Raw genomic sequence first — 13,310 nt, 5'->3', positions numbered from 1 at the left:
TGCTTTTGTACCTTACTTGTAACGGTACGTAATACGACCGCGGTTCAGATCGTACGGACTCATTTCCAGCACAACGCGATCCTGCGGCAGAATACGGATGTAGTTCTTCCGCATCTTGCCGGAGATGGTTGCGAGCACGATATGCTTGTTTTCGAGTTCAACACGAAACATCGCGTTCGGCAGTGCTTCCACCACCTGTCCTTCGACTTCAATCACACCGTCTTTAGCCATGAGCCTCGTTCCGTTCCTTGGCGATTACTATGCGTGCCCGAAGACACACCAACTTGCAAGAATACACGGAAACGGGGATTACGACATACACGGCGTGTCGTAATCCCCGTTTCCCTGTGAATGTGCTATTGGCGCGAACCGGTATCAGCCCAGCTCGGCCACGATGGTGGCCTGGATGTCTTCGACGGAACCGACGCCGTTGAAAGTCTTGAGCAGGCCCCGCCCATCGTAGATGGCCAGCAGCGGAGCGGTCTCCTTGGCATAGACGTCGAGACGCTTGGCGATGGCTTCCGGGGTGTCGTCGGAACGGCCTTCGATTTCGGCGCGCTTCCTCATACGCTCCATGAGCACATCATGGTCCGCGTCAAGGGCGACCACGGCGTCAAGCGGAGTGCCGAGGTCGGCGAGAATGGCGTCAAGGGCCTCGACCTGGGAGGCGTTGCGCGGATACCCGTCAAGGATCCAGCCGTTCTTGGCGTCATCCATGGCCAGGCGATCCTTGACGATCTTGTTGGTCAGTTCGTCCGGAACCAGTTCACCCTTGTTGATATACGCCAGGGCCTCCACACCAAGTTCGGTCTTGTTCTTGATGTTGTAGCGGAAGATGTCGCCGGTGGAAATCGCCGGGATGCCATAATGCTCACTCAGCAGAGCGGCCTGAGTACCCTTGCCGACGCCCTGGGGGCCCATGATCAGCAGTCGCATAATCGTTAATTTCCCTTTCTTTACTTGCCCTCTTGGTGGTCAGTGCCCTCGAACAGGAAACCAGCATACTGGAACTGCTCGGTCTGGGCCTTGGCCTGACGCAGGGTGTCAAGGCCGACACCCGCGATGATCAGGATGGTGGTGCCGCCGAACGGCAGCTTGGTATTGAGATTCAGCGCCATGATGAGCACCGTAGGAATGAGGGCCACGAACAGCAAGTAGACGGCGCCCACGGTATTCAGTCGGTTCATCACGTAGCTGAGATAGCGGCTGGTGGCGCTGCCGGCGCGGATGCCCGGAATGAATCCGCCATACTGCTTCATGTTGTCGGCGGTCTCATCGGGGTTGAACGTGATTTCCGTGTAGAAGAAGCAGAAGAACACGATCATCAGCGCATACAGGGCGATGTACCACACGGAGGTGGTGTTGGCCAGATTGGAGTTGATCCACTTGACCCAGGACTGGTCCGAATTGCCGAACTGCGCGATCAGGGTCGGGACGGCCAGAATGGAGGATGCGAAAATCGGCGGGATGACGCCGGACATATTGACCTTCAGCGGCAGGTAGGTGGATGAGCCGCCGTACATCTTGCGGCCGATCATGCGGCGTGTGTACTGCACCGGAATACGTCGCTGGGAGAGTTCCACGTATACGACGAGAATCATGATGACGAGCAGTACGCCCACAACGGTGGCGAACTTGCCCCAGTTGCCGTCAGTGCCCTTGGTGCCCCAACCGATCTCCCACAACTGCGGCAGGAAGCCGGAGCAGATGGACATGAAGATAAGAATGGACATGCCCTGGCCAAGGCCCTTGTCGGTGATCAATTCGGCCATCCACATGATCAGACCGGTGCCGCCGGTCATGATGAGCACCATGACCAGGAGGTTCCAGACGGAACCGTCGGGCACGACTTGGGAGCACTGGTAGTTGAACAGCGCGCCGGAGCGTGCGGTCACCAGAATGGTGGTGGACTGCAGCACCGCGAGACCGATGGTCAGGTAACGGGTGTACTGGGTCAGCTTGGCCTCGCCGGACTGGCCTTCCTTGTGCAGGGCCTCGAAGCGGGGAATCACCACGCGCAGCAGCTGGATGACGATGGATGCGGTGATGTACGGCATGACACCCAGCGCAAAGATGGACAGCTGCAGCATCGCGCCGCCGGAGAAGAGGTTCACCAGGCCGATGAAGTTTTCGGAGGTGCTGCTCATATTGCCGACGCACTGCTGGACGACCGTGTAGTCGACGCCGGGGGTCGGGATGAACGAACCAATACGATAGATGATGATGATGCCGAGGGTGAAGAGGATCTTATTCCTCAACTCCTTGGTCTTGAAGGCCTGGATTAACGTCCTCAACTGGGATTCCTTCCAACGACGTGCGCGCCCGCGCACCCATGCAAACAGACTCTAACGCACGAGTCTAGCGTACGGCGTCTACCGATACGCGGATTTTTCCACCCTTTGTCTGTTTTTATTCTTTTCACGGCCTGAAACCAATCCATGAAATGAGTGAGGCTCCTCCCACAATCGTGTGGGAGGAGCCTCACTCATTTACGCTTAGGTCAGCTTCACTCCGTGGACTCAGTCCTCGGAGATGGAGCCGCCGGCGGCCTCGATCTTGGCCTTGGCGGAAGCGGAAGCCTTGACACCCTTGATGGTGAAGGCGACCGAAGTCTCGCCATCGCCCAGGACCTTGACCGGGTAGCCCTTACGGACGGCACCCTTGGCCACCAGATCGGCAACGGTGATTTCGCCACCCTGCGGGAAGAGTTCCGCGAGGGCTGCGACGTTGACGACCTGATACTCCTGCTTGAACGGGCTCTTGAAGCCACGCAGCTTCGGAAGGCGCATGTACAGCGGCAGCTGGCCACCTTCGAAGCCCGGACGAACCTGGTAACGCTTCTTGGTGCCCTTGTCGCCACGGCCCGAGGTCTTACCCTTGGAACCTTCACCACGACCAACGCGAATGCGATCCCTCTTGGCACCCGGAGCCGGCTTCAGGTCATGCATCTGCAGAATGTCTGCCATAATCAGTCAGCCTCCTCAACGGTGATCAGGTGACGCAGCACGAGCAGCTGGCCACGAAGGGCCGGGGTATCCTCGCGGGTCACGGTCTTGCCGATCTTGTTCAGGCCCAGAGTCTGAGCCGCGGCACGCTGCTTCGGAGTGGAGTTCACCAGACCGTGGTGCAGCTTGATGTTCAGGTTAGTCATCACTCACCGTCCTTCTGAGCGGCAGCGGCCTTGGCCTGTGCCTCTTCGCGAGCCTTGCGGGCCTCGGCGATGCCTTCGGCGCGAGCACGCAGCAGAGCGTCCGGAGCCACCTCTTCGAGGGACATGCCGCGGCGGGCTGCGATCTCTTCCGGCTCTTCAAGCTTCTTGAGAGCGTCGACGGTAGCGCGCACCACATTAACGGCGGTGGCGGAACCCATCGACTTGGTGAGGACGTCGGTGATGCCAGCGCATTCCATGACTGCACGAACCGCGCCACCGGCGATAACGCCGGTACCCGGGGCAGCCGGGCGCAGCAGCACGGTGCCGGCGGCATCATGGCCGATCACCGGGTGGGTGACGGTGCCCTTGATGCGCGGAACGGTGAACATGTGCTTCTTGGCATCCAGCTGGCCCTTGGCGATTGCAGCCGGGACCTCGCGGGACTTGCCATAGCCGACGCCCACGGTGCCGTTGCCGTCGCCCACCACCACGAGGGCGGCGAAGCTGAACGTACGGCCACCCTTATGGGTCTTGGACACACGGTTGATGGTCACCACACGGTCGAGCATCTCGTTTTCGTGAGATTCCTCACGACGGTTGCGGCGCTCGCCACGACGACCCTCGCCACGCTGGCCACGACGGGACTTGCGGTCCTCGTTGCCGGTCTCGGCAGCAGCCTGAGTGTTCTGAGTTTCTTCAGCCACTTGGGTTTCCTTTTCGTTGTCGCTCACAGTGCCAGACCTCCCTCGCGGGCGCCTTCAGCGACAGCTGCGACGCGGCCATGATACTTGTTGCCGCCACGGTCGAACACCACCGCGGTGATGCCTGCGTCCTGAGCCTTCTTGGCGATCAGTTCGCCAACCTTCCTGGCGGCTTCGGTCTTGGTGCCCTGGAAACCGGCGAAATCACTCATCAGAGTGGATTCGCTCACCAGAGTGACACCCTTGGTGTCGTCGATGATCTGGGCAACCATGTGACGGTTGGAACGGGAGACCACCAGACGCGGACGCTCCGGGGTACCGCTGATGCGCTTGCGCAGACGAGCGTGGCGACGCTGGAGTGCGACCTTCTTGCCCTTACCGAAAATCTGGACGCTCATATCACTTACCAGCCTTTCCAGCCTTGCGCAGGATGTGTTCATCCGAGTACTTGATGCCCTTGCCCTTATACGGTTCCGGAGCACGAAGCTTGCGGATGTTTGCGGCGCACTGGCCGACAGCCTGCTTGTCGATGCCCTTGACGATCACCTGATTCGGGTTCGGCAGTTCGAACTCGATGCCGGCCGGCGGCTCGACGGTGATGGTGTGGGAATAACCGAGGGAGAACTCGATGCCCTTGCCCTTCATCTGGGCACGGTAACCGGTGCCGACGATTTCCAAGGTCTTGGCATAACCCTCGTGCACGCCCTTGACCATGCTCGCGATGATGGAGCGGGCCAGACCATGCTTCGCACGGGTCGGACGCAGGTCGTCGACCGGGACGAGAACGATCTCGTTGCCTTCGACGCTTGCAGTGATGCCTTCCGGAATCACGTAGGAGTCAGTGCCCTTGACGCCCTTGGCGCTGAAGGACTGACCGTCGATCTTGACTTCCACGCCAGCAGGAATGGTGACGGGGAGCTTACCAATATGCGATGCCATGTTCAGCTCTCCTTTCTCACCAAACGAAAGCGACGATTTCGCCGCCGATGCCTCGGTCGAGGCATTCCTTCTGGGTCAGTAGTCCCGAGCTAGTCGAGATGATTGCGATGCCAAGACCACCGAGCGGCATCGGCAGAGCATCGGACTTTGCGTAGCGGCGCAGGCCCGGCTTGGAGATGCGCTTGATGCCCTGGATGGAACGCTCGCCGTTCGGGCCATACTTGAGGGTGACCTCGAGGGTCTGGCCGACCTTGGCTTCCTTGGCGGTGAAGTCCTTGATGTAGCCTTCACGCTTCAGGATCTCGGCGATGTTCGCCTTGAACTTGGAGTACGGCATATCCACGGTCTCGTGCTTTGCCGCGCTCGCATTACGCAGACGCGTAAGCATGTCTGCGATCGGATCTGTCATTGTCATTTGGGCTAACGCCCTTTCTCGCCATGGTTTCCGCCGCCCTCACGCCTTAATGGCGATCGGGCCGCGGACCTTCAGCGTCGATATTTACCAACTGGACTTCGTAACGCCGGGCAGCTCGCCGCGGTGGGCCTTCTCACGAAGGCAGATGCGGCACAGGCCGAACTTGCGGTAGACGGAGTGAGGACGACCGCAGACCTGGCAGCGCGTGTACGCGCGCACCTTGAACTTCGGCTTAGCGGCCGCCTTGTTCTTAAGAGCGGTTTTTGCCATATCAGTTCTCCTTGAAGGGGAAGCCGAGGTGCTTGAGCAGCGCGCTCGCTTCCTTGTCGTCCTTGGTGCTGGTCACCACGGTGATGTCCATACCACGCTGGTGATCGATCGAATCCGGATCGATTTCGTGGAACATGGACTGCTCGGTGAGGCCAAAGTTGTAGTTGCCCTGACCATCGAACTGGTTGCCGTTGATGCCGCGGAAATCGCGGATACGCGGCAGAGCGAGGGTCAGCAGGCGATCCAGGAACTCCCACATGCGCTCGCCACGCAGGGTGACGTAGGCGCCGATGGCCTGGCCTTCGCGCAGATGGAACTGTGCGACGGACTTCTTGGCCTTGGTGATCTTCGGCTTCTGGCCGGTGATCAGGGTGAGGTCCTTGACGGCGCCTTCGATGAGCTTGGAGTCGCGGGCTGCGGCACCGACGCCCATGGAGACGACGACCTTCTGGACACGGGCGACCTGCATCGGGTTGGAGTAGTTGAATTCCTTCTCCAGCTCCGGCACGATCTGCTCGATGTACTTCTGCTTCAAGCGCGGAGTTGCCGGCGCTTCGACAGTGGTATCGGTCATGCCAGCTCCTTTCCGGACTTCTTGGCGACACGCACGCGCACGGTCTTCACCTTGCCGTCACGAGCCTCTTCCTTCACGATGACGCCCACGCGGGTCGGCTGCTTGGTCTCCGGATCGATGACCATCACGTTGGAGCGATGAATCGGAGCCTCGACAGCCACGATGCCGGCCTGCTGGCCCTGCTGCGTGGCACGCACGTGCTTCTTGACGATCTGCACGCCTTCGACGATCAGACGGTCGTTCTTCAGCACCTGCTTGACGGTGCCTTCCTTGCCGCGGTCCTTACCGCGGATGACCTTGACCAGGTCGCCGCTCTTGATCTTGGCTACCATGTCAGATCACCTCCGGGGCGAGGGACACGATCTTCATGAAGCGCTTGTCGCGCAGTTCACGACCGACCGGTCCGAAGATACGAGTGCCCTTCGGTTCGCGGCCGGAGCCGAGAATGACGGCGGCGTTCTCGTCGAACTTGATGTAGGAGCCGTCCACACGACGGTGCTCCTTGACAGTACGGACGACGACAGCCTTGACGACGTCGCCCTTCTTGACCGACCCGCCAGGAATGGCGTCCTTGACGGAGGCGACGATCACGTCGCCGATGCCGGCATAGCGTCGCTTCGATCCGCCGAGCACTCGGATGGCGAGGATTTCCTTCGCACCCGTGTTGTCGGCGACATGAAGCCGCGTTTCCTGCTGAATCATTGATTCTCCTTAGCCGAGCTGGTTCTCCCCGAGCACCCCGCCTGCCTGCTTGAAGCAGGCGGGGTGACTCACGGAGCCTTGCCGAACTTATTTACTTAGCGCGCTCGATAATGCTCTCGAGACGCCAACGCTTGGTCTTGCTCAGGGGCCGAGTCTCCATAATACTCACGAGGTCGCCAATATGCGCGTCGTTGTGTTCATCATGGACCTTGACCGTACGAGTAGAACGAACGACCTTGCCGTACAGCGGGTGGGTCGAACGCTGCTCGAGCTCGACGGAAATCGTCTTGTCCATCTTATCGGACACGACGTAACCGCGACGAACCTTGCGGAAGTTACGCTCTTCAGCCATTACTTCTCCTCAGCTTTCGTTTCGGTCGCCTCGGGGGCCTGGCTGATGCCGAGCTCACGCTCACGCAGGATGGTGTACATCCTGGCGATGTCGTGCTTGACCGCCTTGAGGCGGGCGGTGTTTTCGAGCTGACCAGTGGCGGACTGGAAGCGCAGGTTGAACAGCTCTTCCTTGGACTTCTTGAGGAAGCCCTCGATCTCCTCGTTGGTCTTCTCGTTCAGATTCTTCATGGTGTAGTCTGCAGTTCCGACTGCCATCAGATGTCACCGCCTTCACGAGCAATAACACGGCACTTCATGGGGAGCTTGTCGATGGCGCGGCGCAGGGCCTCGCGAGCGACTTCCTCGGACACGCCACCGATCTCGAACATAACGCGACCCGGGTGGACGTTGGCGATCCAGAATTCCGGAGTACCCTTACCGGAACCCATTCGGGTGCCCAGCGGCTTCTTGGTCAGCGGACGATCCGGGAAGATCGTGATCCACACGCGGCCACCACGCTTGATGTAGCGGGTCATGGCGATACGAGCGGCCTCGATCTGGCGGTTGGTCACATAAGCCGGAGCCAGAGCCTGGATACCGAAATCGCCGAAAGCGATTTCGTTGCCGCCCTTGGACATGCCACGACGGACCGGACGGTGCTGCTTACGATACTTGGTTCTCTTTGGGATAAGCATTTCTCAGCTCACTCCTTCGTTTCCGTTGCGGCAGGAGCCTCAGCGGCGGCCGGAGCCTCGGCTGCGGTGTTCTGCTGCGGGGCAGCGTTGCGCTGGCCACGACGCGGACGACGATCGCCGCGGCGGCCCGGGCGATTGTTGCCCTGCTGTGCCTGCTGCTCTTCGAACTCACGCTCGGTCATATCGCCCTTGTAGATCCACACCTTCACGCCGATGCGGCCGTAGGTGGTCTTGGCCTCGAAGAAGCCGTAATCAATCAGGGCGCGCAGGGTCTGCAGCGGAACGCGACCCTCGCGATAGAACTCGGAACGGCTCATTTCGGCGCCACCAAGACGACCGGAGAGCTTGATGCGGATACCCTTGGCGCCTGCGCGCATGGCATCCTGCTGGGCCTTACGCATCGCGCGACGGAAGGTCACGCGGTTGGTCAGCTGCTCAGCGATGCCCTGGGCGACAAGCTGGGCGTCCAGGGCGGCGTTCTTCACTTCGAAGATGTTGAGCTGGACCTGCTTGCCGGTGAGCTTCTCGAGCTTGGCGCGAACGCGCTCGGCTTCGGCGCCACGGCGGCCGATGACGATGCCCGGACGAGCGGTGTGGATATCCACACGCACGCGGTCGCGGGTACGCTCGATGACGATGCGGGACACACCCGCACGCTCGAGATCCTTGCTCATGGCCTTGCGGATGGCGTCATCTTCGAGAACGAAGTCGCGGTAGCGTTCGCCAGGCTTGTTGGAATCGGAGAACCACTTGGAACGATGGTTCTCAGTGATGCCCAGGCGGTAGCCAAATGGATTGATCTTCTGACCCATCTTTAGCGGTTTCCTTCCTTGCTAGCGACGACGACCGTGATGTGGCTGGTGCGCTTGTTGATACGAGCGGCACGGCCCTGTGCACGAGCGCGGAAACGCTTGAGCGTCACGCCTTCGTCCACATAGGTCTCCTTCACGACCAGGTCGTTCTCACGGAACGGCTCGCCGGCCTTATCGGCCTTCACACGAGCGTTCGCGATGGCGCTCTCCAGGACCTTGCGCACCGGAAGAGATGCGTCCTGCGGAGCGAACTTCAGAATGGTGATGGCTTCGGTCGCCTTCTTGCCTCGGATGAGGTTGACCATACGGCGAGCCTTGCGCGGCGTCACGCGGACGTGACGAGCGATTGCTTTAGCTTCCATGTGTCTTTACTCTCCTTTAGCGGCGTGCCTTCTTGTCGTCCTTCACATGACCCTTGAAGGTCTTGGTCGGGGCGAACTCACCGAGCTTGTGGCCAACCATGGATTCGGTGACGAACACCGGAACATGCTTGCGACCATCGTGAACGGCGAAGGTGTGTCCGATGAAATCAGGGGTGATCATCGAACGACGGGACCACGTCTTGATGACGTTGTGCGTACCCTTCTCGTTCTGCTCGTCGACTTTCTTCTGCAGGTGGGCGTCGACGAAGGGGCCCTTCTTGATGCTACGAGTCATCTACTCGACACTCCCTTACTTACGGTTCTTACCATTCGGGCGACGACGAACAATCATCTTGTTCGAAGCCTTCTTCGGACGGCGGGTACGAACCTCGCCCTTACCCCACGGGGAGACCGGCGGCTTACCACCGCGGGTACGACCGCCGTGCGGGTGATCGACAGGGTTCATGGACTCACCACGGGTGATTGGGCGCCTGCCCAGCCAACGTGCACGACCGGCCTTGCCGAGCTGGATGTTGGCGTGGTCGGAGTTGCCGACCTCACCAACGGTGGCGCGGCAACGAGCGTCCACGTTGCGGATTTCGCCGGACGGCATACGCAGCTGGGCGTAAGCACCGTCCTTGGCGACGAGCTGCACGGCGGCACCTGCGGAGCGGGCGATCTTGGCGCCGCCCAGCGGGCGGAGCTCGATGGCGTGCACCACGGTACCGGTCGGGATGTTGCGCAGCGGCAGGTTGTTGCCCGGCTTGATGTCGGCCTGGGCGCCGGTTTCGATGATGTCGCCCTGCTTGACACCTTCCGGAGCGATGATGTAGCGCTTCTCACCATCTGCATAGTGCAGCAGCGCGATGCGGGCGGAACGGTTCGGGTCGTACTCGATGTGAGCGACCTTTGCCGGTACGCCGTCCTTGTCCCAACGCTTGAAGTCGATGAGACGATACTGGCGCTTATGGCCGCCGCCGCGATGGCGGGAGGTCATACGGCCGTAAGAGTTGCGGCCGCCAGTCTTGCTGAGTTTGCGAACCAGCGACTTCTCAGGCGTGGAACGCGTGATCTCGGAGAAATCCGAGACGGACGCGTTACGGCGGCCTGCAGTCGTCGGCTTATAAACGCGGATAGCCATAATCTAGTTCTTCCTTTAACTTTTCTCGGCTAGCCTTCAGTTACCGAAGATGTCGATGGTCTGGCCCTCGGCGACGGTCACGATGGCGCGCTTCTGATTGACGCGCTGGCCGAAACCGTTGCGGGTGCGCTGACGCTTGCCGGCGCGGTTGAGGGTGTTGACGTTCGTCACCTTGACATTGAAGATCTCTTCGATTGCCTGCTTGATCTGCACCTTGTTCGCGTTCGGGGCCACCACGAAGGTGTACTGGCCACGATCGGACAGGGCGTAGCTCTTCTCGGAGACGACAGGCTTGAGGATGATGTCGTGTGCGGGCTTGTGAATAGCGACCATGAAAATCAGGCCTCCTTTGCAGCCGGCTCGGTCTTCGCGGCAATGAAGGCGTCGAAGCCTTCCTTGCTGAAGACAACGTACTGAGCGGTGACCACATCGTACGTATTGAGCTGATCGGCGAAGATCGGGTGAACGGTCGGGATGTTACGAACGGAAAGCCATTCGTTCACATTCTCGCGAGAGAGCACCACGGTGGTGAACTTGTTCTCGGTCACCGGGGTAAGAGCGGCAATGGCGGCCTTGGTGGACGGGGCTTCGGCGACGCCGAAGTCCACAACCGCCACACGACCTGCGTTGGCGCGATCGGAAAGCACGTACTTGAGAGCAGCGGCCTTCATCTTCTTCGGGGTGCGCTGGGAGTAGTCGCGCGGCTGCGGACCGAACACGGTGCCGCCGTGGTACCACTGCGGTGCACGGATGGAGCCCTGACGAGCACGACCGGTGCCCTTCTGCTTCCACGGCTTGCGGCCACCGCCGGAGACCATGCCACGGGTCTTGGTGGCGTGGGTGCCCTGACGGGCGGCGGCGAGCTGAGCCACGACAACCTGGTGGATCAGCGGGATGCGGGACTGGACCTCTTCGGCGGAGAAGCCGAAGATCTCGGCCGGTGCCTCAACGGTGCCGGCGGCCTTGCCCTGCTTATCGGTAACGTTCAGAGTAACGTTTGCCATGATGTATCAGGCTCCCTTCACTGCCGAACGGACGAGAACGATGCCACCCTTCGGGCCCGGAATGGCGCCCTTGATGGCGAGAACGCCGTTCTCAACATCCGACGAAACGATGGTGAGGTTCAGCGCGGTGTTGGTCACATGACCCATGCGACCGGCCATACGCTTGCCCTTGAGGATACGGCTCGGGGTAGCGCATGCGCCGACCGAACCAGGACGACGCTCGTTCTTGTGAGAGCCGTGAGTACGGCGGTAGGACTTGAAGCCCCAACGCTTGATGGTGCCGGCAAAGCCCTTGCCCTTGGTGGTACCGGTCACGTCGACCAGGGTGCCTTCCGGGAACAGCTCGGCGGTCAGCTCCTGACCCAGCTCGAACTCTTCGGCGTTGTCGGTGCGGACCTCAGCGAGGTGACGACGCGGGGTGACGCCGGCCTTGGCGAAGTGTCCGGCGAGCGGCTTGGTCACCTTGGTCGGGTCAACCTGGCCATAGCCAAGCTGGACAGCCTTGTAGCCATCGGATTCCTCGGACTTGACGGCGGTCACCACGTTGGTGGACACGTCAACGAGGGTCACGGGAACGAAGAAACCGTTCTCGTCCCAGACCTGAGACATGCCGAGCTTCTTACCCAGCAGTGCAGTGCGATTAGACATAATGGTTCCCTCCTCCCTTACAGCTTGATCTCGATGTTCACATCTGCGGGCAGATCAATGTGCATAAGGGAGTCCACGGCCTTCGGGGTCGGGTCCACAATGTCGATGAGACGCTTATGAGTGCGCATCTCGAAGTGCTCGCGAGAATCCTTGTACTTGTGAGGAGAACGGATAACGACGAACACGTTCTTCTCGGTCGGGAGCGGAACCGGGCCAACCACAGTCGCGCCCGCGTTCGTCACCGTTTCGACGATTTTCTTCGCCGATTGGTCGATGACCTCATGGTCATAGGACTTAAGCCTGATGCGGATTTTCTGTCCCGCCATTGCCTTCCGCCCTTTCTAGCGATTCGTTAGTTACTGTTTACCAGCCTGCTTCTCAAAGGGCACCGGCGCAGAAGGCCCCAGAGCCATACAGCCCTGTGGTCATGCCACATCAGTGCGCAGCCATGCAGTCGTTCACACATGTGAACATCTGTGCCGCGCTCGCTTTTTTAATTCCAATTTGCGAGCCCTAAAATCAGGCAACTTCTTTATTTAAGCATCAGGGGTGGCCTTAAGGAATTCGGGCGTGTCGCCCGGATGCCGCCACATTCCCTTGGAACCGCCGCACCTCGTCGTCACCTACGGACGATCCCATCGTGCCGCCCGCCACACGGCTCTGCGGACATGTCAGCCGAATATCGTCACAGCAGGAAGAGGATGATGAGTATCAGGGCGGCCGTGCTGGTCACGAATTCGGTGATGCCGACGGCCAGCGGCCTGACCGTATGCCGGCGCGCGATCATCGGCAACGCGACGGCCCGCACGAACAGCATCACCGCCAATGCGATCAGATATCCGTTACCGACAAAGGCCCACCATGCCAACATGACGGCGTGCCAGATCCAGGAGGCCGCGATGTACGGCCATCTTCCCCGCTCGCGGATCATCGTCTTGACAAACAGTACCGAGCCGAACTGCACCATGAAAAACGTAAGGAACAACGTCAGCCCGGGCAGGCTGGGATACGGGATGGACGGCGTATCGACGCCGTAGCAGAACGTCAGCGTCGGCATCAGGCAAGAGGCTGACACCGCCGCGGCGTTCGACCACAGCGAACGTTCCTTACGCACCCATGAGGCACGGAACGAAATCGCGGCAAGCAGCGCGAACAGCGGCGCCCAAGCGAGTATCCCCGGATGCAGCGCCACGAACGGCAGACCGACCACGCAAAGCGCAATGCAATACACCAGCGGCTGCAGCCTCCAACGGCTGGCGCAATGCGATTTGAACCAACGCGCGGCGGAAAACTGCACGCAGTAGCACAGCAGCCAGCAGACCAGCAGCCACCAGGGCGTCCACGTGAATCCCCTGAATGCCCACGCGACCACGATTCCGGAGACGGCCGGGGAAAGCACCATCATAAGTGCGCCCGGTTGCCCGGGTAGCCATAGGCGCAATCCTCCACGCCTTCGTGATGGTGCAGATCGTCGATTCGAAATAGTGGTCATTCCTCCACGCTACGAAAAACCAAGGTCGAAATCCAGCCCCATTACGCTCAAGGCCACGCCGCATCACTCTC

Annotated in this window: 25 protein-coding genes; all 25 read right to left on the bottom strand. The window is 60.4% G+C overall.

Features of this window, described 5'->3' with window-relative positions:
• Positions 1 to 12: 12 nt before the first annotated feature.
• A complete protein-coding gene (gene infA / locus BMOU_RS08625; protein ID WP_003808114.1) occupies positions 13 to 231 on the bottom strand; it encodes a translation initiation factor IF-1 in 219 nt (72 codons plus the stop codon).
• 144 nt (positions 232 to 375) lie between these two features.
• Positions 376 to 936 carry an adenylate kinase gene (locus tag BMOU_RS08620; protein ID WP_034876739.1) on the bottom strand — a complete coding sequence of 187 codons (561 nt, stop codon included), beginning with the start codon at positions 934 to 936 and terminating at the stop codon, positions 376 to 378.
• Positions 937 to 956: 20 nt separating this feature from the next.
• A complete protein-coding gene (secY, locus tag BMOU_RS08615) occupies positions 957 to 2,294 on the bottom strand; it encodes a preprotein translocase subunit SecY (RefSeq protein ID WP_034876737.1) in 1,338 nt (445 codons plus the stop codon).
• 225 nt (positions 2,295 to 2,519) lie between these two features.
• Positions 2,520 to 2,966 carry a 50S ribosomal protein L15 gene (gene rplO / locus BMOU_RS08610; RefSeq protein ID WP_034876735.1) on the bottom strand — a complete coding sequence of 149 codons (447 nt, stop codon included), beginning with the start codon at positions 2,964 to 2,966 and terminating at the stop codon, positions 2,520 to 2,522.
• Between the two features lie 2 nt (positions 2,967 to 2,968).
• Positions 2,969 to 3,154, bottom strand: a complete 186-nt coding sequence (gene rpmD / locus BMOU_RS08605; RefSeq protein ID WP_012901881.1) for a 50S ribosomal protein L30 — start codon at positions 3,152 to 3,154, stop codon at positions 2,969 to 2,971.
• Positions 3,151 to 3,882 carry a 30S ribosomal protein S5 gene (rpsE, locus tag BMOU_RS08600; protein WP_034876733.1) on the bottom strand — a complete coding sequence of 244 codons (732 nt, stop codon included), beginning with the start codon at positions 3,880 to 3,882 and terminating at the stop codon, positions 3,151 to 3,153. The genes rpmD and rpsE overlap by 4 nt, the downstream gene beginning before the upstream one ends.
• Positions 3,879 to 4,250 (bottom strand): 50S ribosomal protein L18, encoded by a 372-nt coding sequence (rplR, locus tag BMOU_RS08595; RefSeq protein WP_034876731.1) that lies wholly within the window; start codon positions 4,248 to 4,250, stop codon positions 3,879 to 3,881. Before rplR ends, rpsE begins: the two co-directional genes overlap by 4 nt.
• Before the next feature lies 1 nt (position 4,251).
• Positions 4,252 to 4,791 (bottom strand): 50S ribosomal protein L6, encoded by a 540-nt coding sequence (gene rplF, locus BMOU_RS08590; protein WP_034876729.1) that lies wholly within the window; start codon positions 4,789 to 4,791, stop codon positions 4,252 to 4,254.
• Positions 4,792 to 4,807: 16 nt separating this feature from the next.
• A complete protein-coding gene (rpsH, locus tag BMOU_RS08585; RefSeq protein ID WP_003808048.1) occupies positions 4,808 to 5,206 on the bottom strand; it encodes a 30S ribosomal protein S8 in 399 nt (132 codons plus the stop codon).
• Positions 5,207 to 5,290: 84 nt separating this feature from the next.
• Entirely contained in the window at positions 5,291 to 5,476 is a 186-nt protein-coding gene (locus tag BMOU_RS08580) for a type Z 30S ribosomal protein S14 (protein WP_003808046.1), read from the bottom strand.
• Position 5,477: 1 nt separating this feature from the next.
• The gene (gene rplE / locus BMOU_RS08575) at positions 5,478 to 6,050 is read right to left on the bottom strand and encodes a 50S ribosomal protein L5 (RefSeq protein WP_003837355.1); all 573 of its coding nucleotides are present in this window, start codon (positions 6,048 to 6,050) and stop codon (positions 5,478 to 5,480) included.
• Positions 6,047 to 6,382 (bottom strand): 50S ribosomal protein L24, encoded by a 336-nt coding sequence (gene rplX / locus BMOU_RS08570; RefSeq protein ID WP_034876726.1) that lies wholly within the window; start codon positions 6,380 to 6,382, stop codon positions 6,047 to 6,049. The genes rplE and rplX overlap by 4 nt, the downstream gene beginning before the upstream one ends.
• Position 6,383: 1 nt before the next feature.
• A complete protein-coding gene (gene rplN, locus BMOU_RS08565; protein WP_003837358.1) occupies positions 6,384 to 6,752 on the bottom strand; it encodes a 50S ribosomal protein L14 in 369 nt (122 codons plus the stop codon).
• A 91-nt stretch (positions 6,753 to 6,843) separates the two neighbouring features.
• Positions 6,844 to 7,104, bottom strand: a complete 261-nt coding sequence (gene rpsQ / locus BMOU_RS08560; RefSeq protein WP_003837360.1) for a 30S ribosomal protein S17 — start codon at positions 7,102 to 7,104, stop codon at positions 6,844 to 6,846.
• The gene (rpmC, locus tag BMOU_RS08555) at positions 7,104 to 7,361 is read right to left on the bottom strand and encodes a 50S ribosomal protein L29 (RefSeq protein WP_003808034.1); all 258 of its coding nucleotides are present in this window, start codon (positions 7,359 to 7,361) and stop codon (positions 7,104 to 7,106) included. The genes rpsQ and rpmC overlap by 1 nt, the downstream gene beginning before the upstream one ends.
• On the bottom strand, positions 7,361 to 7,780 hold the full coding sequence (rplP, locus tag BMOU_RS08550) for a 50S ribosomal protein L16 (protein WP_034876723.1): 420 nt from the start codon (positions 7,778 to 7,780) through the stop codon (positions 7,361 to 7,363). The genes rpmC and rplP overlap by 1 nt, the downstream gene beginning before the upstream one ends.
• Positions 7,781 to 7,788: 8 nt before the next feature.
• On the bottom strand, positions 7,789 to 8,592 hold the full coding sequence (gene rpsC, locus BMOU_RS08545; protein ID WP_034876721.1) for a 30S ribosomal protein S3: 804 nt from the start codon (positions 8,590 to 8,592) through the stop codon (positions 7,789 to 7,791).
• Positions 8,593 to 8,594: 2 nt separating this feature from the next.
• A complete protein-coding gene (rplV, locus tag BMOU_RS08540) occupies positions 8,595 to 8,954 on the bottom strand; it encodes a 50S ribosomal protein L22 (RefSeq protein WP_034876719.1) in 360 nt (119 codons plus the stop codon).
• A 16-nt stretch (positions 8,955 to 8,970) separates the two neighbouring features.
• Complete coding sequence (gene rpsS / locus BMOU_RS08535) at positions 8,971 to 9,249, bottom strand: 30S ribosomal protein S19 (RefSeq protein WP_003808025.1); 279 nt, start codon at positions 9,247 to 9,249, stop codon at positions 8,971 to 8,973.
• 15 nt (positions 9,250 to 9,264) lie between these two features.
• Positions 9,265 to 10,095 (bottom strand): 50S ribosomal protein L2, encoded by an 831-nt coding sequence (gene rplB / locus BMOU_RS08530; RefSeq protein ID WP_034876716.1) that lies wholly within the window; start codon positions 10,093 to 10,095, stop codon positions 9,265 to 9,267.
• Positions 10,096 to 10,131: 36 nt separating this feature from the next.
• Positions 10,132 to 10,428, bottom strand: coding sequence for a 50S ribosomal protein L23 (gene rplW / locus BMOU_RS08525; protein ID WP_003808021.1), 297 nt, complete (start codon positions 10,426 to 10,428; stop codon positions 10,132 to 10,134).
• 5 nt (positions 10,429 to 10,433) lie between these two features.
• Positions 10,434 to 11,099 (bottom strand): 50S ribosomal protein L4, encoded by a 666-nt coding sequence (gene rplD / locus BMOU_RS08520; protein ID WP_034876714.1) that lies wholly within the window; start codon positions 11,097 to 11,099, stop codon positions 10,434 to 10,436.
• Positions 11,100 to 11,105: 6 nt separating this feature from the next.
• On the bottom strand, positions 11,106 to 11,747 hold the full coding sequence (rplC, locus tag BMOU_RS08515; protein ID WP_034876712.1) for a 50S ribosomal protein L3: 642 nt from the start codon (positions 11,745 to 11,747) through the stop codon (positions 11,106 to 11,108).
• A 17-nt stretch (positions 11,748 to 11,764) separates the two neighbouring features.
• Positions 11,765 to 12,073 carry a 30S ribosomal protein S10 gene (rpsJ, locus tag BMOU_RS08510; RefSeq protein WP_003808013.1) on the bottom strand — a complete coding sequence of 103 codons (309 nt, stop codon included), beginning with the start codon at positions 12,071 to 12,073 and terminating at the stop codon, positions 11,765 to 11,767.
• Positions 12,074 to 12,432: 359 nt separating this feature from the next.
• Complete coding sequence (locus BMOU_RS08505; RefSeq protein ID WP_081738532.1) at positions 12,433 to 13,239, bottom strand: YwiC-like family protein; 807 nt, start codon at positions 13,237 to 13,239, stop codon at positions 12,433 to 12,435.
• Positions 13,240 to 13,310: the final 71 nt, after the last annotated feature.

The sequence above is a fragment of the Bifidobacterium moukalabense DSM 27321 genome, assembly GCF_000522505.1.
Taxonomy (GTDB): Bacteria; Actinomycetota; Actinomycetes; order Actinomycetales; family Bifidobacteriaceae; genus Bifidobacterium; species Bifidobacterium moukalabense.
This window is presented reverse-complemented; position numbering and strand designations above follow the sequence as displayed.